23 protein-coding genes are annotated in these 22,004 nt (G+C 63.2%); 10 read left to right on the forward strand and 13 right to left on the reverse strand.

What is annotated here, in order from left to right:
- Positions 1-41: 41 nt before the first annotated feature.
- From VVT58_RS03460 to VVT58_RS03470, 3 genes are all read left to right on the forward strand, one after another.
- The gene (locus tag VVT58_RS03460; protein WP_327754179.1) at positions 42-671 is read left to right on the forward strand and encodes a methyltransferase domain-containing protein; all 630 of its coding nucleotides are present in this window, start codon (positions 42-44) and stop codon (positions 669-671) included.
- A gap of 65 nt (positions 672-736) precedes the next feature.
- Entirely contained in the window at positions 737-1,669 is a 933-nt protein-coding gene (locus VVT58_RS03465) for an ABC transporter ATP-binding protein (protein WP_327754177.1), read from the forward strand.
- A complete protein-coding gene (locus VVT58_RS03470; protein ID WP_327754176.1) occupies positions 1,666-2,460 on the forward strand; it encodes an ABC transporter permease in 795 nt (264 codons plus the stop codon). Before VVT58_RS03465 ends, VVT58_RS03470 begins: the two co-directional genes overlap by 4 nt.
- Before the next feature lie 132 nt (positions 2,461-2,592).
- On the opposite strand, the gene VVT58_RS03475 is transcribed toward VVT58_RS03470, so the two are convergent.
- Positions 2,593-3,048 carry a universal stress protein gene (locus VVT58_RS03475; RefSeq protein WP_066561800.1) on the reverse strand — a complete coding sequence of 152 codons (456 nt, stop codon included), beginning with the start codon at positions 3,046-3,048 and terminating at the stop codon, positions 2,593-2,595.
- 204 nt (positions 3,049-3,252) lie between these two features.
- Between VVT58_RS03475 and VVT58_RS03480 the strand changes: the two genes are divergently transcribed.
- The 4 genes from VVT58_RS03480 to VVT58_RS03495 are packed head-to-tail and all read left to right on the forward strand — an operon-like array spanning position 3,253 to position 7,078.
- Positions 3,253-4,539 carry a pyruvate dehydrogenase complex dihydrolipoamide acetyltransferase gene (locus tag VVT58_RS03480; RefSeq protein WP_327754175.1) on the forward strand — a complete coding sequence of 429 codons (1,287 nt, stop codon included), beginning with the start codon at positions 3,253-3,255 and terminating at the stop codon, positions 4,537-4,539.
- Positions 4,539-4,946: an acyl-CoA thioesterase gene (locus VVT58_RS03485; protein WP_327754174.1), complete on the forward strand. Its 408-nt coding sequence runs from the start codon at positions 4,539-4,541 to the stop codon at positions 4,944-4,946. The genes VVT58_RS03480 and VVT58_RS03485 overlap by 1 nt, the downstream gene beginning before the upstream one ends.
- Positions 4,947-4,974: 28 nt before the next feature.
- Positions 4,975-6,369, forward strand: a complete 1,395-nt coding sequence (gene lpdA, locus VVT58_RS03490; protein ID WP_327754173.1) for a dihydrolipoyl dehydrogenase — start codon at positions 4,975-4,977, stop codon at positions 6,367-6,369.
- Positions 6,347-7,078, forward strand: a complete 732-nt coding sequence (locus VVT58_RS03495; RefSeq protein WP_327754172.1) for a phosphatase PAP2 family protein — start codon at positions 6,347-6,349, stop codon at positions 7,076-7,078. The genes lpdA and VVT58_RS03495 overlap by 23 nt, the downstream gene beginning before the upstream one ends.
- Here the strand turns inward: VVT58_RS03495 and VVT58_RS03500 are convergent.
- The 11 genes from VVT58_RS03500 to VVT58_RS03550 all read right to left on the reverse strand — a co-directional run bounded on the left by VVT58_RS03500 (position 6,959) and on the right by VVT58_RS03550 (position 16,402).
- Positions 6,959-8,422, reverse strand: coding sequence for a DUF2142 domain-containing protein (locus tag VVT58_RS03500; protein WP_327754171.1), 1,464 nt, complete (start codon positions 8,420-8,422; stop codon positions 6,959-6,961). The two genes, VVT58_RS03495 and VVT58_RS03500, sit on opposite strands and share 120 nt — an antisense overlap.
- Positions 8,423-8,790: 368 nt before the next feature.
- Positions 8,791-9,738: a hemolysin family protein gene (locus tag VVT58_RS03505; protein WP_327754169.1), complete on the reverse strand. Its 948-nt coding sequence runs from the start codon at positions 9,736-9,738 to the stop codon at positions 8,791-8,793.
- Positions 9,739-9,773: 35 nt separating this feature from the next.
- Positions 9,774-10,274, reverse strand: coding sequence for an rRNA maturation RNase YbeY (gene ybeY / locus VVT58_RS03510; RefSeq protein ID WP_327754168.1), 501 nt, complete (start codon positions 10,272-10,274; stop codon positions 9,774-9,776).
- Between the two features lie 29 nt (positions 10,275-10,303).
- On the reverse strand, positions 10,304-11,308 hold the full coding sequence (locus tag VVT58_RS03515; protein WP_327754167.1) for a PhoH family protein: 1,005 nt from the start codon (positions 11,306-11,308) through the stop codon (positions 10,304-10,306).
- A 122-nt stretch (positions 11,309-11,430) separates the two neighbouring features.
- Positions 11,431-12,780, reverse strand: coding sequence for a tRNA (N6-isopentenyl adenosine(37)-C2)-methylthiotransferase MiaB (gene miaB / locus VVT58_RS03520; RefSeq protein WP_327754165.1), 1,350 nt, complete (start codon positions 12,778-12,780; stop codon positions 11,431-11,433).
- Between the two features lie 27 nt (positions 12,781-12,807).
- Entirely contained in the window at positions 12,808-13,548 is a 741-nt protein-coding gene (locus tag VVT58_RS03525; protein ID WP_327754164.1) for a lysophospholipid acyltransferase family protein, read from the reverse strand.
- Positions 13,549-13,554: 6 nt separating this feature from the next.
- The gene (locus VVT58_RS03530) at positions 13,555-13,977 is read right to left on the reverse strand and encodes a Fur family transcriptional regulator (protein WP_066558189.1); all 423 of its coding nucleotides are present in this window, start codon (positions 13,975-13,977) and stop codon (positions 13,555-13,557) included.
- 123 nt (positions 13,978-14,100) lie between these two features.
- Complete coding sequence (locus VVT58_RS03535; protein ID WP_327754163.1) at positions 14,101-14,526, reverse strand: MucR family transcriptional regulator; 426 nt, start codon at positions 14,524-14,526, stop codon at positions 14,101-14,103.
- 112 nt (positions 14,527-14,638) lie between these two features.
- Entirely contained in the window at positions 14,639-15,118 is a 480-nt protein-coding gene (locus VVT58_RS03540; RefSeq protein WP_327754162.1) for a GNAT family N-acetyltransferase, read from the reverse strand.
- Positions 15,115-15,741 carry a tRNA (adenosine(37)-N6)-threonylcarbamoyltransferase complex dimerization subunit type 1 TsaB gene (tsaB, locus tag VVT58_RS03545; protein ID WP_327754161.1) on the reverse strand — a complete coding sequence of 209 codons (627 nt, stop codon included), beginning with the start codon at positions 15,739-15,741 and terminating at the stop codon, positions 15,115-15,117. Before tsaB ends, VVT58_RS03540 begins: the two co-directional genes overlap by 4 nt.
- Positions 15,742-15,829: 88 nt before the next feature.
- Complete coding sequence (locus VVT58_RS03550) at positions 15,830-16,402, reverse strand: NifU family protein (RefSeq protein WP_066558176.1); 573 nt, start codon at positions 16,400-16,402, stop codon at positions 15,830-15,832.
- Positions 16,403-16,516: 114 nt separating this feature from the next.
- Here VVT58_RS03550 and VVT58_RS03555 point away from each other — a divergent pair, with 114 nt between their 5' ends.
- From VVT58_RS03555 to VVT58_RS03565, 3 genes are all read left to right on the forward strand, one after another.
- On the forward strand, positions 16,517-16,987 hold the full coding sequence (locus tag VVT58_RS03555; protein ID WP_327754160.1) for a pyridoxamine 5'-phosphate oxidase family protein: 471 nt from the start codon (positions 16,517-16,519) through the stop codon (positions 16,985-16,987).
- 331 nt (positions 16,988-17,318) lie between these two features.
- Positions 17,319-18,704 carry a DEAD/DEAH box helicase gene (locus tag VVT58_RS03560; protein ID WP_327754159.1) on the forward strand — a complete coding sequence of 462 codons (1,386 nt, stop codon included), beginning with the start codon at positions 17,319-17,321 and terminating at the stop codon, positions 18,702-18,704.
- Between the two features lie 194 nt (positions 18,705-18,898).
- A complete protein-coding gene (locus VVT58_RS03565; RefSeq protein WP_327754158.1) occupies positions 18,899-21,790 on the forward strand; it encodes an insulinase family protein in 2,892 nt (963 codons plus the stop codon).
- A 33-nt stretch (positions 21,791-21,823) separates the two neighbouring features.
- Here VVT58_RS03565 and VVT58_RS03570 read toward each other — a convergent pair whose 3' ends face one another.
- On the reverse strand, positions 21,824-21,988 hold the full coding sequence (locus VVT58_RS03570; protein WP_169576093.1) for a hypothetical protein: 165 nt from the start codon (positions 21,986-21,988) through the stop codon (positions 21,824-21,826).
- Positions 21,989-22,004: the final 16 nt, after the last annotated feature.

The raw sequence follows: 22,004 nt of genomic DNA on the forward strand, positions 1-22,004 counted from the left end.
TAAGGGAGTCGGCATGACAGTGAAATGGTCGCAGTTCGCTCATGCAGCATAAGCCCAAGCGCAGAAGCACGATCGCCTTGCCCAACAGCGAGTTGCGCGCCAGGGCGACCGAATATCTGGATTTTCTGGCCGCCTGGGTAAAGAAGCCGCGCCAGACCGCTTCGGTTGTGCCCAGCAGCCGCTATCTTGCGCGTTTGATGGTCGAGCATATCGTCCCTGAGGATGGCCGGGTGATCGAATTGGGCGGCGGCACCGGCGTCTTTACCCGCGCCATTCTGGGCACGGGCTTGCCTCCGGAGAAGCTGGAGGTGGTGGAGATCAATCCCGCTTTCGCGCGCGGATTGCGGCGTCATTTCCCGCATGTCTCGGTGCTCGAAACCCCCGCGCAGATCGTCTCCAGGGCGGCGGCGGGCGAGGAGGGGGAATATCAGGCGGTCATCAGCGGCCTGCCGCTGCTGGCCATGGACCGCCAGATGCATGCCGACATCCTGTCCGAAAGCTTCCGCATGCTTCGGCCGGGCGGGGTCTTCATTCAATTTACCTATTCCCTGCGCCCGCCGGTCAGCCGGGAAATTCTGGATGCGCTGGCGCTGGATGTCGTCCGCGCCGGGCAGACCGTCCGCAACTTCCCGCCTGCCACGGTCTTCCGCTTTTTCCGCAAGAGCGAATAGCGCCGGTTGCGCTGCGCGGGCGGCACCCTATCTTTGCGCCTCAGCACAAGGGGGCATTGCCGCGCATGGCGTCCATCATTACCGTTTCCGGCCTGACCAAAAGCTATGCTTCGGGTTTTCAGGCGCTCAAGGGCGTCGACCTGAAGATCGAGGAGGGCGAAATCTTCGCGCTGCTCGGGCCGAACGGCGCTGGCAAGACCACCATGATCTCCATCATTTGCGGCAATGTCCGTCCCACGGGCGGCAGCGTCACCGTGGCCGGGCATGACATCATCCGCGATTATCGCGGGTCGCGATCGGCCATCGGGCTGGTGCCGCAGGAGCTTCATACCGACGCGTTCGAGCGGGTGATCGACACCGTCACCTTTTCCCGCGGCCTGTTCGGCAAGCCCCGCAATGACGCCTATATCGAGAAGATCCTGCGTGACCTGTCGCTGTGGGACAAGCGCCACAGCAAGATATTGGAACTATCCGGCGGCATGAAGCGCCGCGTGATGATCGCCAAGGCGCTCTCCCACGAACCGCGTGTTCTGTTCCTTGACGAGCCGACCGCGGGCGTCGATGTCGAACTGCGCCGCGACATGTGGAAGCTGATAGGCGAATTGCGTCAGACCGGCGTCACCATCATCCTCACCACCCATTATATCGAGGAAGCGGAGGAAATGGCCGACCGGGTCGGCGTCATCAACAATGGCGAGTTGGTGCTGGTCGAGGAAAAGACCGCGCTGATGAAGAAGCTCGGCAAGAAGACGCTGACCATCGTGCTGGCGGAGCCGCTTGCCGAGGTGCCGCCGGAGCTTGCCCAATGGCAGGTCACGCTGAAGGCGGACGGCCATGAGATCGAATATGTGTTCGACACCCAGGCGGAGCGGACCGGCGTGTCGTCGCTGCTGCGCAAGCTGGGCGATCTCGGCATAGTCTATAAGGATCTCAATACCGAGCAGAGCAGCCTGGAGGATATCTTCGTCAGTCTGGTCCACCAGGAGAAGGCGGCATGAGCGGCTTCAATCCCCAGGGCGTAAGCCGTTTCAACCACCGCGCAATCTGGTCGATCTACAGATTCGAACTGCATCGCTTTCGCCGCACGCTGCTGACCGGGCTGCTGGTGCCGGTGATCACTACCTCGCTCTATTTCGTGGTGTTTGGCGGCGCGATCGGCTCCCGCATGACGCAGATCGACGGGATTCCCTATGCGGCCTTCATCGTGCCGGGCCTCATCATGATGTCGATGTTCACCGAAAGCATCTTCAACGCCAGCTTCGGCATCTATATGCCGAAATTCACCGGCACCATATATGAATTGCTGTCGGCCCCGGTCTCCGCTGTGGAGACGATCATCGCCTATGTCGGGGCGGCGGCGACCAAGTCGCTGATCGTCGGCACGATCATCTTCGTGACCGCGCATCTTTTCGTCGACATCCATGTTGCCCATCCGCTGGCGATGATGGCCTTCATGGTGCTGATCGCGATCAGCTTCTGCCTGTTCGGTTTCATCCTGGGCATCTGGGCGCAGAGTTTCGAGCAGTTGCAGGTGATCCCGCTGCTGATCATCATGCCGATGACATTTTTGGGCGGCGCCTTCTATTCAATCCACATGCTGGCGGAGCCGTGGCGGACGATCACCCTGTTCAATCCGATCGTCTATCTGATCTCCGGCTTCCGCTGGACCTTCTTCGGGCGCGGCGATGTGGGGATAGAGTTCAGCCTGCTGTTCGTCGCCGGGATGCTGGCGCTTTGTCTGGGCATTATCGGCTGGATGTTCCGGACGGGCTATCGCCTGAAGAAATAAGGCGCGCAAAGGCGCCCGGTTGTATCCAACCGTACTCCTGCGAAGGCACTCGAACGAGACAGGTGGCTCGTGAGAGCCCCGTCCTGCCGTTTGAACTGGGTTCCTGCCCGCGCAGGAACATGGATCAACGCCCTAACTCAACCGGTCGATGGCTTCGGCGTCCAGGCCGCCGGGGATGACCATGATCGGGCAGGGCAGCTTGCCCGCATCGGCGCCAGCGAAGTGCGAGACGAGGACGCCCGGATGACCGCTGGCGGCGGCGCCCAGCACCAGGGCGGCGACATCGTCCATCTCCTCCAGCGTATGGCGCACGATCGTCACCGGATCGCCCTGGCGCACGGTGATGCTGGGGCGAATGCCGGACTCGTCGGTCAGCGTACCCGCCGCGCTCGTCACCAGCGCTTCGGCGCGTTGCAGGGCTTCATCCTCCATCGTCGCCTGCACGCCGCCCCATTGGACGAATTCGGCAGGCGGGATGAGGGCCAGGATGCGGACGGCGCCCGCCGTCTTGGCGGCGCGTCGGGCAGCGAAACGGAGCGCGGTTTCCGCCTCGGGCGATTCGTCCACGACAACCAGATATGTCCGCATCTGCTGCGTCCTCACAGGGTAACGACCATTTGGTCTTCGACGTAACGGTTATGTGCTGAACCCATATGGTTAGCCATGAACCAGACTGGTGAAATGTGGCTGATTATCGGCCTGCACGCAAGGCTTGGCCTTGACCGTTCCGGCCAAAGCGCCGAAACGAACCTCATTGCCCCATGCGCGATAAAAATGAGAGGCCGTCCACCCATGAGCAAAACGATCCAGATGCCTGCCCTTTCCCCGACCATGGAAGAAGGGACGCTGGCGAAGTGGCTGGTGAAGGAGGGCGACACGGTTTCGTCCGGCGATCTGCTGGCCGAGATCGAGACTGACAAGGCGACGATGGAATTCGAAGCCGTCGATGAAGGCATCGTGGCGAAAATCCTGGTGGCCGAAGGGTCCGAAGGCGTGAAGGTCGGCACCGTCATCGCCATCATTGCCGAGGAAGGCGAGGATGTGTCGCAAGCCGCAAAGGGCGATGCCGTTCCCAAGGCGGCGGCTGCGCCCAAGGCCGATCCCGTCCCCACCAAGGCGGATGCCGCCGCGCCTGCCCCTGTGGTCAAGGCCGATCCCGCGCCTGCCAAGGCCGCCGACAGCCGCGTGAAGGCCAGTCCGCTCGCCCGCCGTCTGGCGGAGGCGAAGGGTCTCGATCTCTCCGCTCTGGCGGGTTCCGGTCCCAATGGCCGTATCGTGAAGGCCGATCTTGAGGGCGCTGCGCCCGCGGCCAAGGCTGCTGTTGCGGCTCCCGCTGCCGCGTCGGCCGTTGCCCCGGTGGTCGCCCCGGCATCCGCGCAGGATTTCGGCATCCCGCACGAGGTCATCAAGCTCAGCGGCATGCGCAAGACGATTGCACGCCGCCTGACCGAATCCAAGCAGCAGGTGCCGCACATCTACCTGACCGTGGACGTTCAACTCGACAAACTGCTCAAGCTCCGTAGCGAGCTGAACGCGGGTCTGGCATCGCGGGGCGTCAAGCTGTCGGTCAACGACCTGCTGATCAAGGCGCTGGGCGTGGCGCTGATCCAGGTGCCGGAGTGCAATGTGCAGTTCGCCGGCGACCAGATGCTGCAGTTCCAGCGCGCCGACATTTCGGTGGCCGTGTCGATCCCCGGCGGGCTGATTACGCCGATCATCACGGGCGCCGACAGCAAGGGCGTCGCCGCGATTTCGACCGCGATGAAGGACCTCGCCAGCCGCGCCAAGGACGGCAAGCTCAAGCCGGAGGAATATCAGGGCGGCACCGCGTCGCTTTCCAACATGGGCATGTTCGGCATCAAGCAGTTCGAAGCCGTCATCAACCCGCCGCAGGGCATGATCCTGGCCATCGGCGCGGGTGAGAAGCGGCCCTTCGTCATCGATGACTCCCTCCAGATCGCGACCGTCATGTCGGCCACGGGCAGCTTCGACCACCGCGCCATCGACGGCGCGGACGGAGCCCGGCTGATGCAGGTCTTCAAGGAGCTGGTCGAAAACCCGATCGGCATGCTGGCCTGATGGCTGGACAGGACGAGCAGCCGCCGGCGGACAGCCCGGCGGTGCGCGTTATCGCCATGCCTTCCGACACCAATCCCTATGGGGATATTTTCGGTGGCTGGCTGATGAGCCTGATGGACTCGGCGGCGGGTTCCGTCGCCGCCCGGCATAGCCATGGGCGCGCCGTGACGATCGCGGTGGAAGGCATGTCCTTCCTTCGTCCCGTCGTCGTGGGGGATGAAGTGTCGGTCTTCGCCAAGCTGGTTTCCGTCGGGCGGACATCGATGAGCATTGCCGTCGAGGCCTGGCGGCGCGCGCGCCATGACGACCGCTCCTACCGCGTGACCAAGGCGACCTTCGCCTTCGTGGCGATCGGGGAGGATCGCCAGCCCCGTTCCGTGCCGCCCTTCACCCCTCCGGCGGCGTGACATATTTCAAAGAAAAGCGAGTTTGATCATGGCTGAGAATTACGACGTCATCGTTCTGGGCTCCGGCCCCGGCGGCTATGTGGCCGCGATCCGCGCAGCCCAACTGGGCCTGAAGACCGCCATTGTCGAGCGCGAAAATCTGGGCGGCATCTGCTTGAACTGGGGCTGCATCCCGACCAAGGCGCTGCTGCGCTCGGCGGAAATCTATCATTATATGCAACATGCCAAGGATTATGGCCTGGCCGCCGAGAAGATCAGCGCCGATATCGAGGCGGTGGTGAAGCGCTCGCGGGGCGTGGCGAAACAGCTCAATCAGGGCGTCACGCACCTGATGAAGAAGAACAAGATCACCGTCCATATGGGCGACGGCAAGCTGGTCGCCAAGGGCAAGCTTTCCGTCACCAAGGACGGCAAGACCGAAGAGCTGACGGCGAAAAACATCATCGTCGCCACCGGCGCCCGCGCCCGCGACCTGTCCTTCGCCCCGGCGGATGGCAAGCGGGTGTGGACCTATCGCCACGCCATGACCCCGCCGGAAATGCCTACCAAGCTGCTGGTCATCGGTTCGGGCGCGATCGGTATCGAATTCGCCAGCTTCTACAATGACATGGGCGCGGACGTGACCGTTGTGGAGATGCTGGACCGCGTCGTGCCGGTCGAGGATGCGGACGTTTCCGCCTTCCTTGAAAAGGCGCTCAAGAAGCAGGGCATGACCATCATGACCGGCGCGGGCGTGGAAAAGCTGGAAGTCGGCGCGAATGGCGTCAAGGCCGCGATCAAGGGCAAGGACGGGAAGGTCGTCAACGGCGAATACAGCCATGTCATCGTCGCTATCGGCATCGTCCCCAATACCGAGAATATCGGACTGGAAACGCTAGGCGTGAAGACGGAGCGCGGCCATATCGTAACCGATCCCGCCTGCAAGACCAATGTCGACGGTATCTGGGCGATCGGCGATGTCACTGCGCCGCCATGGCTGGCGCACAAGGCGAGCCATGAGGGCGTGATCGCGGCCGAGGCCATTGCTGGCAAGCATCCCCACGCCATGGACGTGCGCAACATTCCGGGCTGCACCTATTGCCATCCGCAGATCGCGTCTGTGGGCCTGACCGAAGCCAAGGCCAAGGAAGCGGGCTATGAGGTGAAGGTCGGCATGTTCCCCTTCATCGGCAACGGCAAGGCGATCGCTCTGGGCGAGGCCGAGGGCTTCACCAAGACGGTGTTCGACGCCAAGACCGGCGAATTGCTGGGCGCGCATATGGTCGGCGCCGAAGTGACCGAGATGATCCAGGGCTTCACCATCGGCAAGACGCTGGAAACCACCGAGGCAGAACTGATGCACACTGTGTTCCCGCATCCCACTATTTCGGAATCGATGCATGAAAGCGTGCTCGCCGCTTATGGGCGCGCGCTCCATATCTGATCGGCGCGCAGGCGTGGCAAAAGGTGCGGGAGCTTTGGCTCTCGCGCTTTTTTGCGTTCTGGCGATTGCGCTGGTTCAGCGCCAGGGGATGTTGGACGGCCTGAATGTCGCGCTGATGGGAATGGCGGGGCGGGCGCGGGACAGCGGCGCGGGCGCTCCCGTCACCGGGATCATGCAATTGGCGTCGGCAGTGGGCGGTACGGCGGGACGCTTTGCGCTATTGGGTGTGTGTTTCGTCGGTCTATGGGGCGATGCGCGGAGGCGCGCCTTCTGGCTGCTGTGGGTGGTCATCGGCGGGACGCTGCTCAATCTGGCGCTCAAGCAGATCTTTGCGGCACCACGGCCCGATCTGCTGCCGCATCTCGACATCGTGCACGGCTATAGTTTCCCGAGCGGCCATGCGGCAGGAAACATGATCTTCTTCGGCGCGCTGGCGATGCTGGCCGGGCGGCGCTCCGCCTATGTCGGGGCGGCGCTGGCGGTTGCGCTGATCGGGACCAGCCGTGTCTGGCTGGGCGTGCACTGGCCGAGCGACGTGCTGGCCGGATGGATCGAGGGGTTGGGCTGGCTGGCGTTCTGCGTCGTCTGGCTACCAGCGCGGCGAGGGCAGGGTGAGGGCGCGGGTCAGGCTATGATGCGGGGGCATGCCGTCGGCGGTGACGAAGCCATGGACCCAGAAGCTGTCGAACAGGGTCGCGGCGGCGATTGACAGCAACAGCAGCGCCGATCCGGCGAACAGGGCGCGAGCGCCCCGGATTGGCTCCGCAGGCATGAAGGCCATCAAAGCCAGCGGCAGCAGGGGCAGGAAATAGCGGCCCTGCGTTCCCTGAATATAGTCGGCGTCGAGCGGGGTGCCGGTCAGATACATGGCGGTTTCGATCAGCAGCGCGACGCCCGCAACGATGACGAGCCACCAGAGCCTTTGGCCGAGCGAAAAGCGCATGCCCGATCCGCTTAGAACCGCCGCGCCGAGCATCGCCAGCGCCAGCGGATAGGCCAGCAACGGCAGCAGGATCGCGTTCCAGCCGAAACGGCCCACGATCTGGAGCGCATAGACAGGCGTGCGCTCGGTCATGCTGGTCGCGAGGATATGGAGATAGGCGAGGGGATCGCGAAGGATCACGGCCAATTGCTGGCCAAGCGGCGCGGTCATGACCGTCTCGCCAGTCTTGCGGGAGACGATGTGATAGAGCGCCTGGCTGCCTCCGGAAAACTTCATCCAGAGAAGAAAGGCCAGCGCGCCGACCGCCATCGGGGCAAGAATCGCCATAGCGCGCAGATCGCGGCGGTTATCGGGCCAGCGCAATCCGGCGGCCATCAGCGGCAGATAGACGCCCTTTGCCAACGCCAGCAGCGGCGCCGTCAGATAGAGCGCGAGGCCGCGCTTGCCGGTCCACCCCGTGAAGCCGACCCGCAGCGCCAGAGCGAGGCCGAGAAAGCCTGTTCCGTTGATGACCGCATCGGGCGAGAGCGAACCATTTTGATAGCAGAAAGTCGGTAGCAGCGCCGTGGCCAGCATCGCGTTGCGGCCGAAGGGAAGGACGCTGAGCGCCGCGCCGAGCATAGCCAGTGCGAAAAGGGCGTTGGCCATCCGGCCGCCATAGAAGGCGCCGAGGCGTGGCAGGCCCAGCCGGTCGCCAATCGCCAGGCCGGTCGCTCCGGGCAGGTAAAGCGTGGGCGCATAGTTCGCCACATTGGGAAAATCGGCAAAGCGGCGCCCGTCAGGCTGAGAAGCGCCGGCGTGCCAAGCCTCGTTCAGCATATCGCGATCGAACAGGCGGGGATTGGGCGAGACGCGGGTCGGAAAATGAACGTCGTGCAGGTCGATGGCGGCTCGGGGCAGCTCCGCCCCGATCATCGCGCCGCGCTGTTCGGTCAGGATGCCGCCCTCGGAAAGCAGCAGGGCTTTCATATAATGCTGATTTTCGTCGGGCGCCTGAAAGGGCGGTGTGGCGTAGGCGAAGAACAGGGTGGCGATGCAGATCAAGGCGTAGAGCCGCATTTCGATGGCCGTCCACGGCATGTCGGCCGCGATCGGACGACCCGCCTGCATGAATGTTCGCCTTTCCTGCCGCATTGATAAACCTGCCCCGCCCTGCCGCGCTTCCGGGAAGACGAGCTAGCGCCAAGCTCTTAATATTTCGCGCCTATTGGGCTAAGGGTGTAGTTGGCCAATTGCTGACGAGAGAAATCCGTTCGGGCTGAGCCCTTCGTCTGCCTGCCAAGACAGGCGCTCAGGATAAACTTGCCTTCGGCAAGTCGAAGCCCTCAGCCGAGCGGAGTGAGGCTCCCATGCTTCGCCTTCGCTCAGCAAGACCCTTCGACAAGCTCAGGGCGGACGGAAACTGAAAGTCCGCCTGCCACCCTATGCCGCCGGCATGCCCAGGTCGAACCTCGGCCCCTCCAACCGGCACCCCAAAATCACACGCCGTCTTCTATTTCCCGTTCCGCAGGCGGGTGGAGGCGCAGGCGGCTGACGCGGCGACCGTCGCTGGCGAGGATTTCGAGTTTCCAGCCGCTCTCCTCATGCTCGATGATTTCACCGGGTTCCGGAACCCTGCCTGCAATCACGAAGGCAAGTCCGCCCAGCGTGTCGACATCTTCCTCGATATCGGCCAGCTTTTCGTCGATTTCCTTGGCGACATCCTCCAACTCGGCGCGGGCATCGGCTTCCCAGATGCCGCCTTGCAGCGGGACCAGCATCGCCTCGGGTTCTTCGTCATGCTCGTCCTCGACCTCACCGACGATTTCCTCGACCAGATCCTCGAAGGTAAGCAGCCCCTCGGTGCCCGAATATTCGTCCAGCACGATGGCGAGATGGGTACGTTTGGCGCGCATCTCCGCGAGCAGGTCCAGCGCCCCCATGCTTTCAGGGACATAGAGCGGCTGGCGGATCAGCGGTTCCAGCGTATCGGGAACCGGCGCCTTGCCCGCCAGGATCGCGAAGGCGTCGCGGATGTGGATCATGCCGACAATGGTGTCCAGATTTTCGCGGTAGACCGGGATACGGCTGTGCCCGGCCTCCGCGAATAATGCCGCAAGATCCGCAAAGCTCGCCTTTTCCTCGATGGCGATGATGTCCGCCCGGGGCACAGCCACGTCGTCGACCGTATGTTCGGAAAAATGAAGGAGGTTGCGGACCATCTGGCGTTCGATCGCGGACAGGTCGCCCTTGGCAGGGGAGGAAGCGCCTTCCTCCTGCTCATCCTCATCATATTCGTCGAGCGCATCCTCCAACTCGCGGCGGAGGCTGTGGCTCTCTTCTTCACCGAAAAGCAGCGACTTCAGGCCGCTCCATAAACCGCCTTCGTGGCTACTACTGTCCGATTCCTTGGAACCGTTGCCGTCCTTCGGACTGCCTTCAGCCATTTTACTTCCTGTTCCCCTGTTTCAAAAATGTGGATCTACCGATCCCCATAAGGATCGGAAATGCCCAGGCTGATCAGCGATTGCGTCTCCAACGCTTCCATCGCTTCGGCCTCGGCGTCCTCCATATGATCATATCCCAGCAAATGAAAAGTCCCATGAATGATGAGATGGGTCGCATGATCGGCAATGGAAATGCCTTTTTCGGCGGCTTCCGCCGCGCAGACGCCCTCGGCCAGCACGATATCGCCCAATATGACTTCGCCGTCGTCGGTGTTGGCGGTGGCTTCCAGCAGGTCGGACTGCACCATCGGGAAGGACAAGACGTTGGTCGGCTTGTCCTTGTCCCGATAGGCGCGGTTGAGCTGGTGGACTTCCTCGTCGGTGGTGAGTTTGACCGCGATCTCATACAGCGCCTCGTCAGCAGCGAAGGCGGCATAGGGGCTATGAGTGATCGCGGCGACCACCGCGCGTTGGGCGAGCAATTCCCAGTCGGTATCGGGCCAGCCCCGTTCGTGGAGGACGGCGACTTCAATCATTGTTGGAACTCCACGAACAGTAACATATTTCAGGCATCCGGCCCCTCATAGGCCTGGACGATGCGTCCGACGACCGGGTGACGGACCACGTCGGCAATGCCGAAGGGCACCACGGAGATGCCGTCCACGCCCTCCAGCCGCGTGACGGCGTCGGCCAGGCCCGAAATGCCCGGTTGCGGCAAGTCGACCTGACGCGGATCGCCGCAGATAACCATGCGGCTGCCCTCACCGAAGCGGGTCAGGAACATCTTCATCTGGGCGATGGTGGTGTTCTGCGCTTCGTCGAGGACGATGAAGGCGTTGGCAAGGGTCCGGCCCCGCATGAAGGCGAGGGGAGCGATCTCGATCTCGCCCGATGCGATACGCCGTTCGACCTGCTCGGCGGGGAGCGTGTCGTACAGCGCGTCGTAGATCGGGCGGAGATAGGGGTCGACCTTCTCCTTCATGTCGCCGGGCAGGAAGCCCAGCCGCTCGCCCGCCTCGACCGCGGGGCGGGAGAGGATCAGGCGGTCGACGCTGCCGGTGATGAGCTGGCTCACCGCCTGCGCGACGGCGAGATAGGTCTTGCCGGTGCCTGCCGGGCCGAGCGCGAAGATGATGTCGTTACGGGTGAGCGCTTCCATGTATGTCACCTGCGTCGCGGAACGCGGCACGATCGTCTTCTTGCGCGTGCGGATCATCACCTTGGGCGGTTCGGCCACGTCATGGCGGATGATGCCATCCAGTGTCGGTTCGGCGGACATGGCGATGACCGCCTCGACCGCGCCCGCGTCGATTTCCTGCCCGGCGACGATGCGGTTATAGAGGCCGGTCATCACGTCGCGGGCGCGGGCGGCGGCTTCGGCCTCGCCCTCGATCTGGAGCTTGTTGCCGCGCGCCGCGATATAGACGCCCAGGCGGTTTTCGATGGCCACCAGATTCTGGTCATATTGCCCGAAGAGCGCGCCCAGCAGGTGCGGGCGGTCGAAAACAACTTCCAGTCGCGCGCGTTCAGCGATGTCGGTGCGGTGGTTCTGGTTCGGTTTCTTGGACATTCAGCAGCCTCCCTGTTCACCCGTCACACTCGCATGGGCGAGTATCCATCTCCTCCTCTTTGAGCCTGGCGGACAGGTTCGGAGATGGGTTCCCGTTGTCACGGGAACGACTGGTTTTAGGTTCAAGCGGCCTTCCTCCTGCTAGGTTCGCCGGCCAGACTGTTCGGGCCGGCACTGATGATATCGACTTCGACCATGTCCCCGATGCCAAGGTCGGGCGCGGTGACATGGACGGACTGGAGCCACGGCGTCTTGCCGATGAGCTGGCCGGGATGACGGCCCTTGCGCTCGAGCAATATGTCAGTGCGGCGACCGACGGTGGCGGTGTTGAATTCGACCTGATGGCGGTTGATCGCGGCTTGCAGGCGGGCGAGGCGTTCGTCCATCACCTCCGCCGGGATCTGGCCGTCCATGTCGGCAGCGGGCGTGCCGGGGCGCGAACTATATTTGAAACTATAGCATTGCGCGTAGCGGACTTGCTCCACGATCTTGAGCGTGTCTTCGAACTCGGCGTCGGTCTCGCCGGGGAAGCCGACGATGAAGTCGCCCGACAGCGCGATGTCGGGGCGGGCTTCGCGGACCCGTTCGATGATGCGCAGATAGCTGTCCGTGCTGTGGCTGCGGTTCATGGCCTTGAGCACCCGGTCATTGCCCGACTGTACCGGCAGATGGAGGAAGGGCATCAGCTTGGGCTCGTCGCCATGGGCGGCGATCAGGCCGTCGCTCATGTCGTTGGGATGGCTGGTGGTGTAGCGGATGCGCTTGAGGGCGCCGATCTTCGCCAATTCGCGGACCAGGCCGTCCATGCCCTGCATCCGGCCCTTGCCGTCCTCGCCGGTCCAGGCATTGACGTTCTGGCCAAGCAGGGTGATCTCGCGCACGCCGCCGTCGACCAGTGCCATCGCTTCGTCGATGATCGCGGACCATGTGCGGCTGATTTCCGCGCCGCGCGTATAGGGCACCACGCAATAGGTGCAGAATTTGTCGCAACCTTCCATGATCGTCAGGAAGGCGGTGGGCCGCGCCTGCTTGGTGCGGGCGGGCAGGGCGCCGAATTTGGAGGCGAGCGGCATGTCGGTATCGACGGCCTGCTCGCCGCGACCGGCCTTGTCGATCAGGTCGGGCAGGTGATGGTAAGCCTGCGGGCCGACGACGATATCGACATTGCGGGCGCGGCGCTGGATCTCGCTACCCTCCGCCTGGGCGACGCAGCCCGCGACCGCGATCATCGGGCGCGTGCCGTCCTCGCGGGTCAGGCGGCCGATGTCGGAATAGACCTTGTCCACCGCCTTTTCGCGGATGTGGCAGGTGTTGAGGATGACGAGATCGGCCTCACTACCCTCGGTGGCTGCGGTCATGCCGCGCTCGCCCAGCATCTCGGCCATGCGCTCGCCATCATAGACGTTCATCTGGCAGCCGAAGGATTTGACGTGGAATGTCGCTGGAGTCTTTGGGGCGTCGTACCGATTCATGCGGTCCAGCTATACAAGGGGCGCGCCTTAAGTAAAAGGCGGCAGGTGCGTTGCGATGCTGGCGGCAATTCTTTCCTGCGTCATGGCCGCCAAAGCCTTGCGATCCGGGCAGATTGCCGGGTCGAAAGGCGCCAGAAAGCGCAAGGTGACGTCGAGCCGGCCCTTGCGTTCCAGCAGTCTCTTGGCATTCGCGCCCGCCGGTTCGTTGCTGTGCCAGCTAATCTCGGCCGTTGCCGGGCCGTAGTCGATATGGACGGGCTGAATCCGCACCGAGCGCGGAGGTGGCAATAGTACCGCGAGCAGAGAGGGCTTGAACGGCAGCAGCCCAGTGCCGTCGCTGGTCGTGCCTTCGGGAAAGAGCGCGACCGGCTGGTGCCCGGCAAGTGCGGCGCGCAAGGCGTCGAGCTGCGATGAAAGCGCGCCACGCCGGTTGCGGGCGACAAACAGCGTGTTGTTCTGGGCAGCCAGCCAGCCGATAAGCGGCCATCCGGCTATGCCGTCATGCGCGACGAAGGCCGATCCGGTCGCACCGCCCAAGGCCAATATGTCGACCCAACTGACATGATTGGCGATGATGAAGCTGTCGCCATGGAAGGGATGCCCCTCGATTCGCACGCGTGCGCCGACGGATCGCGCCGCCATTGCCAGAAAGCGCCGTGGCCAGGGCGAACGCCGCCGGGCGGCGCTCCACAGCAGATGGGGCAAAAGGCAGAGCAGCAGACTGGCGGCCAGCGCCCCGGTGCGCGTGATGCGGCGGAGTCTGCTCAAGCCGCCTCAGTTCTTGCGGTCGAGCGCGACGCCATAGAGTTCCATCCGATGGTCGACCAGGCGGAAGCCCAGCTTCTCCGCGATCTGCTTTTGCAACTGCTCCAGTTCAGGATCGACAAATTCGATGACATTGCCGGTTTCGACATCGATCAGATGATCGTGATGGGATTCAGGCGCCGCCTCATAACGGGCGCGGCCGTCACCGAAATCATGGCGATCCAATATGCCCGCTTCTTCGAACAGGCGAACGGTGCGGTAGACGGTGGCGATGGAAATGCCCGGATCGATCGCCGCGGATCGCCTGTGCAGCTCCTCGACATCCGGATGGTCGCTGGCGTCGCTCAGCACCTGGGCGATGACGCGGCGCTGCTCGGTGATGCGCAGACCCTTTTCGTGGCAAAGGGCTTCGACGTCGATCTTGCGGTTCATGCAGGCTCACTTGGCTGAAATTTGCGTAAGTCGGGAGGGAACCTAGCGGCTTTTGTCCTAGCATAAAAGGGGCGCGCGATTGGCGCACCCCTTTGCATGGGCTTTTGCCTGCGGTTCGCGGGCTTATTTCGCGACGCGGGTCCGGCGGCGCTTGGTGCCCAGGCCGATCTTCTTCGCCAGGCTGCGGCGCTGTTCGGCATAGTTGGGCGCGACCATCGGATAATCGGCCGGCAGGCTCCACTTGGCGCGATAATCATCCGGCGTCATCTGATAATGAGTCATCAGGTGGCGCTTCAGCATCTTGAGCTTCTTGCCGTCTTCCAGGCAGATGATGTAGTCGGGCTTGATCGACGAGCGGACCGACACGGCGGGTTCCGGCTTCACTTCCGGCACGGCGGCCGGCGTGGTGAGGCCCGAAAGCGCGGCATGTACATTCTGGATCAGGGTAGATACGTCAGAGACGGCGACGCTGTTGTTCGAGACATGGGCCGCGACAATATCCGACGTCAAAGTAATGAGCAATTCGCTCTGCGCTGATTCGATTTCCATTTCTTTTCCTTGCGAAGGCTATTGGTTATGCGACCCGCCCGGGGAAAATCATTTCAGGAGCGGCACGGGTCAGCTATACCGATGGTTTCTGTTTTGCAAGAGTGGATTTAAATCATCTAAGCATATCGATACGAAAGCTTAGCGCATCATGAAGTTGTCCGTCATTGCCGCGATAGTAACCGGGACGACGGTGTACATATTCGAACCCGGCTTTTTCATATAGCCTTATTGCTGTATTGGACGCCCGAACTTCGAGATTCATCGATGTAATGCCCCGCTTGCGCGCCGTCCTGAGGCTGTCGAGCAATAGAGCCTCCCCAATGCCCCGGCCGCGCCAGAGCGGGCTGACCGCCAGCAACAGCAGCTCGCATTCGTCGAGTACCGACCGGACCAGCGCAAATCCCAGCGGCGCGGCGTCGATCCGGGCGATGGTAAGCCAGGTGCCCGGCATCGTCATCACGCCGGAAAGCTGGGGCAGAGTCCATGCTTCACCATAGGCCGGGTCGAACGCGCGGGCCATGACGTCCATGGCGTCGCTCATCGCGTTGCGCTCGCCCTGTTCATAGGTGTCGAAGGTCAGGCCGGGGATCATGGCGCGGTCCGTTCCGTCATCGGACGGGCGTCGGCATCGCGGCAATAAATGGGGGAGGGAGGGAGTGGGGGAAGCCCGGCGACCAGCGGATAGTCGGCGGCATCGGGATAGAGGCTGACCGCCGTGCCATGGCCTCGCGCCGTCACCAGGGCTTCGGCGCCCGTGCCGTACAGCAATGGTTGGGTCAGTTGCTCCGCCAGCAGCGCGATCGGCGTGGAGGCTGGAGCGGTAAGCGGCGTGAGCCCGTCCGCGGAGAAGCTCTGCCAGAACAGCTCGCCATGGCCGCCGGTGATGGTCACGGCGATGGACTCGCTCTTATGTCCGGCCGCCGCCTTGGCCGCGATCAGGCTCAGCGCGCCATAGCCGTGCAGCGGAATGCCCCAGGCCAGCGCCAGCGCGCGGGCGGCGGCGATGCCGATGCGGACGCCCGTGAAGCTGCCGGGACCGACATCGACAGCGATCGCATCGGCTTTCCCGCCGTCGGGCATGGCGGCGATGGCAGGCAGCAGCGCTTCGGCATGGCCACGACCGACGATTTCATGAAAATGGCCGATGGGCGCGCCGTCATCGAGCAGCGCCACGGACAGCGCTTGCGTCGCGGTGTCGATGACCAATATGCGCAAAGAAAACCCCTGTAGACCGCTCGCCCGATGCGACGCTTGGATCAGCGGTTAGTCGATCGGGATCGATTTGCCAATTGGCCGCGCCGGATCAGACGGCGCGAACCTCGGTCACTTCGGGGACATAATGTTTAAGCAATTGTTCGATGCCGTTTTTCAGCGTCGCGGTGGAGGAGGGGCAGCCCGAACAGGCGCCCTGCATCCTCAAATAAACGGTGCCCTTGTCGAAGCCGCGATAGATGATGTCGCCGCCGTCATTGGCCACGGCGGGGCGAACGCGGGTGTCGATCAGCTCACGAATCTGCGCGACGATTTCCGCGTCTTCGGGATCGTCGGCAAATTCCTCCTCTTCCGGCACGAAGATTTCACCGGCCGAACCCGGCGTGAACAGCGGCATATTGGCCGAGAAATGTTCGAGCAGGGTGGCGAGAATGTCGGGCTTCACGTCGCTCCACTGCGAGCCGGGCGCGATGGTGACGGAAATGAAGTCGCCGCCGAAGAACACGCCCGTCACATCGCCCAGGCCAAAGAGCGCGGACGCCAGAGGAGAGGCTTCCGCTTCCTCCGGCGTGGCGAAATCGCGGGTGCCCATGCCCATGACCACGCGGCCGGGGATGAATTTGACGGTGGCCGGATTGGGCGTCGTTTCAGTCTCGATCAACATGCGCGTTATGTGGAGAGAAGACTGCGCAAGATCAAGCTTTCGTGCTAAATTGAATGCCGGAGCTTCGCTTGGCCCCGTCGATTGAGTCCCGTGTGAGATCGAAGGAGAGAGAAGATGAGCAATGAGGCCGACATCCGCCATCGTTTCTGGACAGAGCTTGCGCAAAGCCCGTTTGTGATGATGGGTCTGCAGGGATCGCAGGACCATAGCATGCCGATGACGGCACAGCTCGATCCCGGCGCGAGCCATTGCTTCTGGTTCTATACGACGCGCGAGAACCGATTGGCGCAGGGCGGGCCGGCGATGGCGCAGTTCGTCGCCAAGGGGCATTTCCTGTTCGCCTGCATCGACGGCACGCTGGTCGAGGAGACGGACCCGGCGGTGATCGACCGCTATTGGACCCATGATGTTGCGAGCTGGTATCCCGGCGGACGGCAGGATCCGCACTTGCTGATGCTCCGCTTCGACCTGGGGCGCGCCGAAATCTGGCGAGCGGACATGTCGCTGGGCGGGATGTTCCGTCAGATGTTCGGCGGCGATGTGCGCGACGAGATGCGCAGCAAGCATGTGGAAGTGACGCTTTAGGCGGGTCTTCACCGGCAAGTTAAATCGTCATCCCAGCGAAAGCAGGGATGACGAACATATCTCCATCATTTTCGGTCACGTCACCACCAACGCCATCTACCGCTTGCTTTTCCCCGACATTCCCGCCATACGCGCTGCAGCGCAGCAGTTGGGCTTAATCGCCCTTTCAGCGATTGGCAGCGTGATCGCTCCGGCCGACAGGCATCGGGGCCGGCCAATGAAAGTCTGCGCCAAGCTTTGAGGCTTCCCTTTTCACGCGGGTCGTTTCGTAACCCGCCTTGCGTCCCGGCCATGCCGGAAGGCGCCGGGGCCGACTTGTGAGTTATCATCCATGCAATTTACCGACCTTGGCCTTGCCGAGCCGATCCTGAAGGCGCTCGCCGCCAAGAAATATGCTTTGCCCACCCCCATCCAGGCGCAGGCCATTCCCGTTTTGCTGAAGGGCAAGGATCTGTGCGGCATCGCGCAGACCGGCACCGGCAAGACGGCGGCCTTCGCGCTGCCGAGCCTTGACCATTTCGCCCGCAACCCCAAACCGACGCCGCTTCAGGGCTGCCGGATGCTGGTGCTTTCTCCCACGCGCGAGCTGGCGGCGCAGATCGCGCAGAGTTTCCGCGACTATGGCCGTTTCATGAAGCTGTCGGTGGAGGTCGTATTCGGCGGCGTGCCGATCAACAAGCAGATCCGCGCACTGGGCCGGGGCGTCGATATCGTCGTCGCGACGCCGGGCCGTCTGCTCGACCTGATCGACCAGCGGGCTTTCACCATCAAGGACACCGAGATTTTCGTCCTCGATGAAGCCGACCAGATGATGGACATGGGCTTCATCCATCCCTTGAAACGCATCGCCAAGCTGCTGCCCAAGGAACGGCAGAACCTGTTCTTCTCCGCCACCATGCCGGGCGAGATCGAGGCGCTGGCCGCGCAGTTCCTTCGCGATCCGGTAAAGGTCAGCGTCGCGCCGCAGTCGACCACGGCGGAGCGGGTGCGTCAGCAGGCGACCTTCGTCAATCAGGTTGAGAAGCAGGCGCTGCTCAACCTGACGGTCAGGAGCGAGGATATCGACCGCGCACTGATCTTCACGCGTACGAAACATGGCGCGGACCGCGTCGTGCGCTTTCTGGAAGGGGCGGGAATTCAGGCCGTCGCCATCCATGGCAACAAAAGCCAGGCGCAGCGGACCACCGCCTTGCAGGCTTTCCGCCATGGCCAAGTGAAGCTTCTGGTCGCAACCGACATCGCGGCACGTGGGATCGACGTTTCGGGCGTGTCCCATGTCATCAATTTCGAGCTGCCCAATGTGCCCGAGCAATATGTCCATCGCATCGGCCGCACAGCCCGCGCCGGGGCGGAAGGGATCGCGATCAGCTTCGTGGCGGACGACGAGCGGCCTTATCTGAAAGCGATCGAGCGGACGGCCAAGGTGAAGCTGGAGATCGTGCCGCTGCCGGAGAATTTCGTCGAGGCGGTGCGCAACATGCCCAAGGCCGCCCCGCCGCGCAAAGGCCGCGAGCAGACGCCGGAGCAGAAGGCCAAGCGCGCCGATGGTCAGCGCCGCTATCAGGACCAGCAGAAGCAGCCGCGCGGCAATGCCGAGCGGGCACACCGCCCCGATGGTGAAGCCGGCCAGCCCGCGAAGAAGAACTTCCGTCGCCGGCGCGGCGGCAGCGGCGTCGGCGCGCATAAGGGCGCTGTGCAGAGGACGGGCGGACGTTGAGATCATGAGCTTTGTGCTCCTGCGAAGGCATTCGAACGAGATAAGTGGCTCGTGAGAACCCAGTTCCGCCGTTTGATTGCGTTTCTACCGTTTGAACTGGGTTCCTGCCTTCGCAGGAACACGGTGCGCCTTGTTTCTGGCCTCCCACTCTTTGTCAGTGGTCATTCAGGAAAATCTCTTTAGGCTGCGCGGCCATGAGCTTTTCCTTCCGGCGCTCTGCCGCTTCGCTGTCCGTCCTTGCCTTGCTGCTTTCGGGAGTTTCCGCGCCACTTGTGGCGAAGACGGACCCCACCGTCACGCCCGCCGTGCCGGGATCGACCAAGGCGCAGGTCAGGCCATGGCTTTATGAAAACAGCGATGTGCCGATCGATCCGGCATGGCGCTTTGGCGAGCTGTCCAATGGGCTGCGCTATGCGATACGCCGCAATGGCGTGCCGCCGGGGCAGGTTTCGGTGCGGCTGCGCATCGATGCCGGGTCGCTGATGGAGCAGCCCGATGAGCTGGGTTACGCTCATTTCATGGAGCATCTGACCTTCCGCGGCTCCCGCCATGTGCCCGATGGTGAATCCAAGCGGATCTGGCAGCGGCTGGGCGTCACCTTCGGCAGCGACAGCAATGCGCAGACGACGCCGACCGGGACCACCTATGCGCTCGATCTGCCGCAGGCGACGCAGGCCAGCCTGGGCGAGAGCCTGAAGATCCTGTCGGGCATGATGGCCGATCCCAACATCGTGGAAAGCGCGGTCAATGCCGAGCGCGCCGTGGTGCTGGCGGAAAAGCGCGAAGGCGATGGGCCGCAAATGCGGATTTCCGATGCGACGCGCCGGCATTTCTTTGCCGGGCAGCCGCTGGCCGATCATAGCCCGATCGGCACCGTGGCGACGCTGAACGCGGTGACGGCGACGAAGATGGAGGCTTTCCATCAGCGCTGGTATCGTCCGGAAAATGCCGTGATCTCGATCGCGGGCGATATCGACCCGGCCATGGCCGAGCAGTTGATCAAGGATAATTTCGCGTCCTGGACCGTGCCGGGCAAGGGCGCGCCGCTGCCCGATTTCGGAGAGCCCGATCCCAGGGCGCCCGCGACCAGGGTGACGGTGGAACCCGGCGCGCCTACCGGCCTCACCATGGCCTGGTTGCGGCCATGGAAGCCGCGTGCGGACACCATCGTCTATAATCAGGACAAGCTGACCGACATGCTGGCCCTTCAGATCATCAGCCGTCGATTGGAGCAGGCTGCGCGCAGCGGCGGCAGCTTCCTGCAGGCGGGCGTGGATCAACAGGATGTCAGCCGGTCGGTGGACGGCACTTTCGTCACCATCGTGCCCACCGGCGAAAATTGGGAGAAGGCGCTGGGCGATGTCCGCGCCATCATAGAAGACGCCAAGGCCGTTCCGCCCAGCCAGTTGGAAATCGACCGCGAATATGCGCAGATGGATACGGCGCTCGCCATCCAGGTCGAAAATGCCGATACCGAGGCGGGCGCCAAGCAGGCGAGCGATCTGGTGAGCGCGGTCGATATTCGCGAAACCACCGTCAGCCCGCAGGCGGCTCTGGACATCTTCCGTTCCGGCAAGCCGGGCATGACGCCGCAAAAGATATTGGATTCGACGCGGCGGCTCTTTTCGGCGGGCGTTTTCCGGGCGCATCTGATCACCGGCAAGGTGCAGCCGGGCGTCGATGCGAAGCTGGCCGCCGCCGTAGCGGCTCCGGTCAAGGCGGCGACCAATGCGCGCCTGAATGACAAGGCAGTGACCATGGCCGACCTGCCGAAACTGGGTGCGCCGGGCAAGATTGTGTCCCGCACGCCGATCGGCCTGCCGGGGATGGAAAGCATCATCTTCTCCAATGGCGTGAAGCTCACCCTTTTCGCCAATGATGCGGAGACGGAGAAGGTGCGGATCAATGTCCGCTTCGGCCATGGCCAGCAGGCCTTTTCACCGACCAAAGCCGCGCCGGGCTGGGCCGCCGATTATGCGCTGGTCGCAAGCGGGATCGGAAAGCTGGGGCAGCGGGAACTGGATGATCTCACCAATGGGCGCCGCATGGGAATGGATTTTTCCATCGACGATGATGCCTTCGAATTGCAGGCTGTCACGCGGCCGGCGGACTATAAGGACCAGCTTCAATTGTTCGCGACCAAGCTCGCTGCGCCCGGTTGGGATCCGGCGCCGATCGCGAGGGTGAAGACGGGTGCCGGGGTCGCCTATGATGCGATGGAACGGGCGCCCGATTCCGTGCTGGCTCGCGATCTCAACTGGCTGCTGCATGGCAAGGATGTGCGGTTCCGCACGCCGTCGCGGGCGGAAATCGACGGACTGACGCCGCAGGCCTTCCGCGCGACATGGGAACCGCTATTGGCGTCGGGACCGATCGAGGTCCAGATTTTCGGCCAGGTGAAGGCGGATGATGCCATCGCGGCTGTCGCTGCAACCTTCGGCGCCTTGCCGCCGCGGCCCGAAGTGCCGGTTCCGGCGGCGAACAAGATCATGCGCTTTCCCGCCCATGTCGAGGCGCCGGTGATCCTGCGGCACAAGGGCGATAAGGAACAGGCGGCGGCGGTGATGGCCTGGCCGACGGCAGGCGGCTTTGCGCTGACCAAAGAGGCGCGGCAACTGGAAATATTGACGCAGATCTTCAACGATCGGTTGTTCGACAAGCTGCGCTCGACCGAGGGGGCTGCCTATTCGCCCAGCGTTCAGAATAACTGGCCTTTTTCCTATGAAAGCGGCGGCTATATTTTGGTCACGAGCCAGGTGCGGCCCGATCGCGTCAATTATTTCTACGGCGTGGTGAAGGATACGGCGGCCGATTTGGCCAGGAACCCGGTGAGCGAGGATGAATTGCAGCGGGCGGTGGCGCCGATGCGGCAATTGCTGATGCGCGCCGGGACGGGCAATGCCTTTTGGATGAACCAGATGGAGGGCGCGACCCATGATCCGCGTTATGTGCAGGCGATGCAGACCATGGCGCAGGATATGCTGACAGTCACGCCTACCGATCTTCAGGCGTTGGCGGCCAAATATCTGGTGCCGGGTAAGAGCTGGTCGGCGGTGGTGCTGCCAGATGGCGTCGCCGCCCGATAGGGTGGCTCAGGCCGTGCCGCCCCTGGCGGCTTTTCAAGCCGGCGCGCGGCCCGACTGTTCCAGCAACTGGCTGTATAAGCGCACATATTCCATGTGAATCGCTCGGATTTCAGGATTTCTGGAGCGGGCCGCCAGTCTGCGGTTGCGGTCAAGCCGAGCCTCGAAATAGCTGCGATCGAACGATGCGTTGATGCCCATTATCTGCCTCCCGGAA

It is taken from the genome of Sphingobium sp. SJ10-10, from assembly GCF_036038995.2.
In the GTDB taxonomy this organism is placed as follows: Bacteria; Pseudomonadota; Alphaproteobacteria; order Sphingomonadales; family Sphingomonadaceae; genus Sphingobium.

Coding starts and splice junctions, on each gene's coding strand:
- lpdA (WP_327754173.1), top strand. CDS start 4,975: ATGGCTGAGAATTACGACGTCATCGTTCTGGGCTCCGGCCCCGGCGGC.
- VVT58_RS03530 (WP_066558189.1), bottom strand. CDS start 13,977: ATGAACCGCAAGATCGACGTCGAAGCCCTTTGCCACGAAAAGGGTCTG.
- VVT58_RS03570 (WP_169576093.1), bottom strand. CDS start 21,988: ATGGGCATCAACGCATCGTTCGATCGCAGCTATTTCGAGGCTCGGCTT.
- VVT58_RS03470 (WP_327754176.1), top strand. CDS start 1,666: ATGAGCGGCTTCAATCCCCAGGGCGTAAGCCGTTTCAACCACCGCGCA.
- VVT58_RS03460 (WP_327754179.1), top strand. CDS start 42: ATGCAGCATAAGCCCAAGCGCAGAAGCACGATCGCCTTGCCCAACAGC.
- VVT58_RS03560 (WP_327754159.1), top strand. CDS start 17,319: ATGCAATTTACCGACCTTGGCCTTGCCGAGCCGATCCTGAAGGCGCTC.
- VVT58_RS03500 (WP_327754171.1), bottom strand. CDS start 8,422: ATGCAGGCGGGTCGTCCGATCGCGGCCGACATGCCGTGGACGGCCATC.
- VVT58_RS03475 (WP_066561800.1), bottom strand. CDS start 3,048: ATGCGGACATATCTGGTTGTCGTGGACGAATCGCCCGAGGCGGAAACC.
- VVT58_RS03485 (WP_327754174.1), top strand. CDS start 4,539: ATGGCTGGACAGGACGAGCAGCCGCCGGCGGACAGCCCGGCGGTGCGC.
- VVT58_RS03480 (WP_327754175.1), top strand. CDS start 3,253: ATGAGCAAAACGATCCAGATGCCTGCCCTTTCCCCGACCATGGAAGAA.
- ybeY (WP_327754168.1), bottom strand. CDS start 10,274: ATGATTGAAGTCGCCGTCCTCCACGAACGGGGCTGGCCCGATACCGAC.
- VVT58_RS03535 (WP_327754163.1), bottom strand. CDS start 14,526: ATGGAAATCGAATCAGCGCAGAGCGAATTGCTCATTACTTTGACGTCG.
- VVT58_RS03465 (WP_327754177.1), top strand. CDS start 737: ATGGCGTCCATCATTACCGTTTCCGGCCTGACCAAAAGCTATGCTTCG.
- VVT58_RS03555 (WP_327754160.1), top strand. CDS start 16,517: ATGAGCAATGAGGCCGACATCCGCCATCGTTTCTGGACAGAGCTTGCG.
- VVT58_RS03515 (WP_327754167.1), bottom strand. CDS start 11,308: ATGTCCAAGAAACCGAACCAGAACCACCGCACCGACATCGCTGAACGC.
- VVT58_RS03565 (WP_327754158.1), top strand. CDS start 18,899: ATGAGCTTTTCCTTCCGGCGCTCTGCCGCTTCGCTGTCCGTCCTTGCC.
- VVT58_RS03550 (WP_066558176.1), bottom strand. CDS start 16,402: ATGTTGATCGAGACTGAAACGACGCCCAATCCGGCCACCGTCAAATTC.
- VVT58_RS03505 (WP_327754169.1), bottom strand. CDS start 9,738: ATGGCTGAAGGCAGTCCGAAGGACGGCAACGGTTCCAAGGAATCGGAC.
- miaB (WP_327754165.1), bottom strand. CDS start 12,780: ATGAATCGGTACGACGCCCCAAAGACTCCAGCGACATTCCACGTCAAA.
- VVT58_RS03495 (WP_327754172.1), top strand. CDS start 6,347: ATGGGCGCGCGCTCCATATCTGATCGGCGCGCAGGCGTGGCAAAAGGT.
- VVT58_RS03540 (WP_327754162.1), bottom strand. CDS start 15,118: ATGATCCCCGGCCTGACCTTCGACACCTATGAACAGGGCGAGCGCAAC.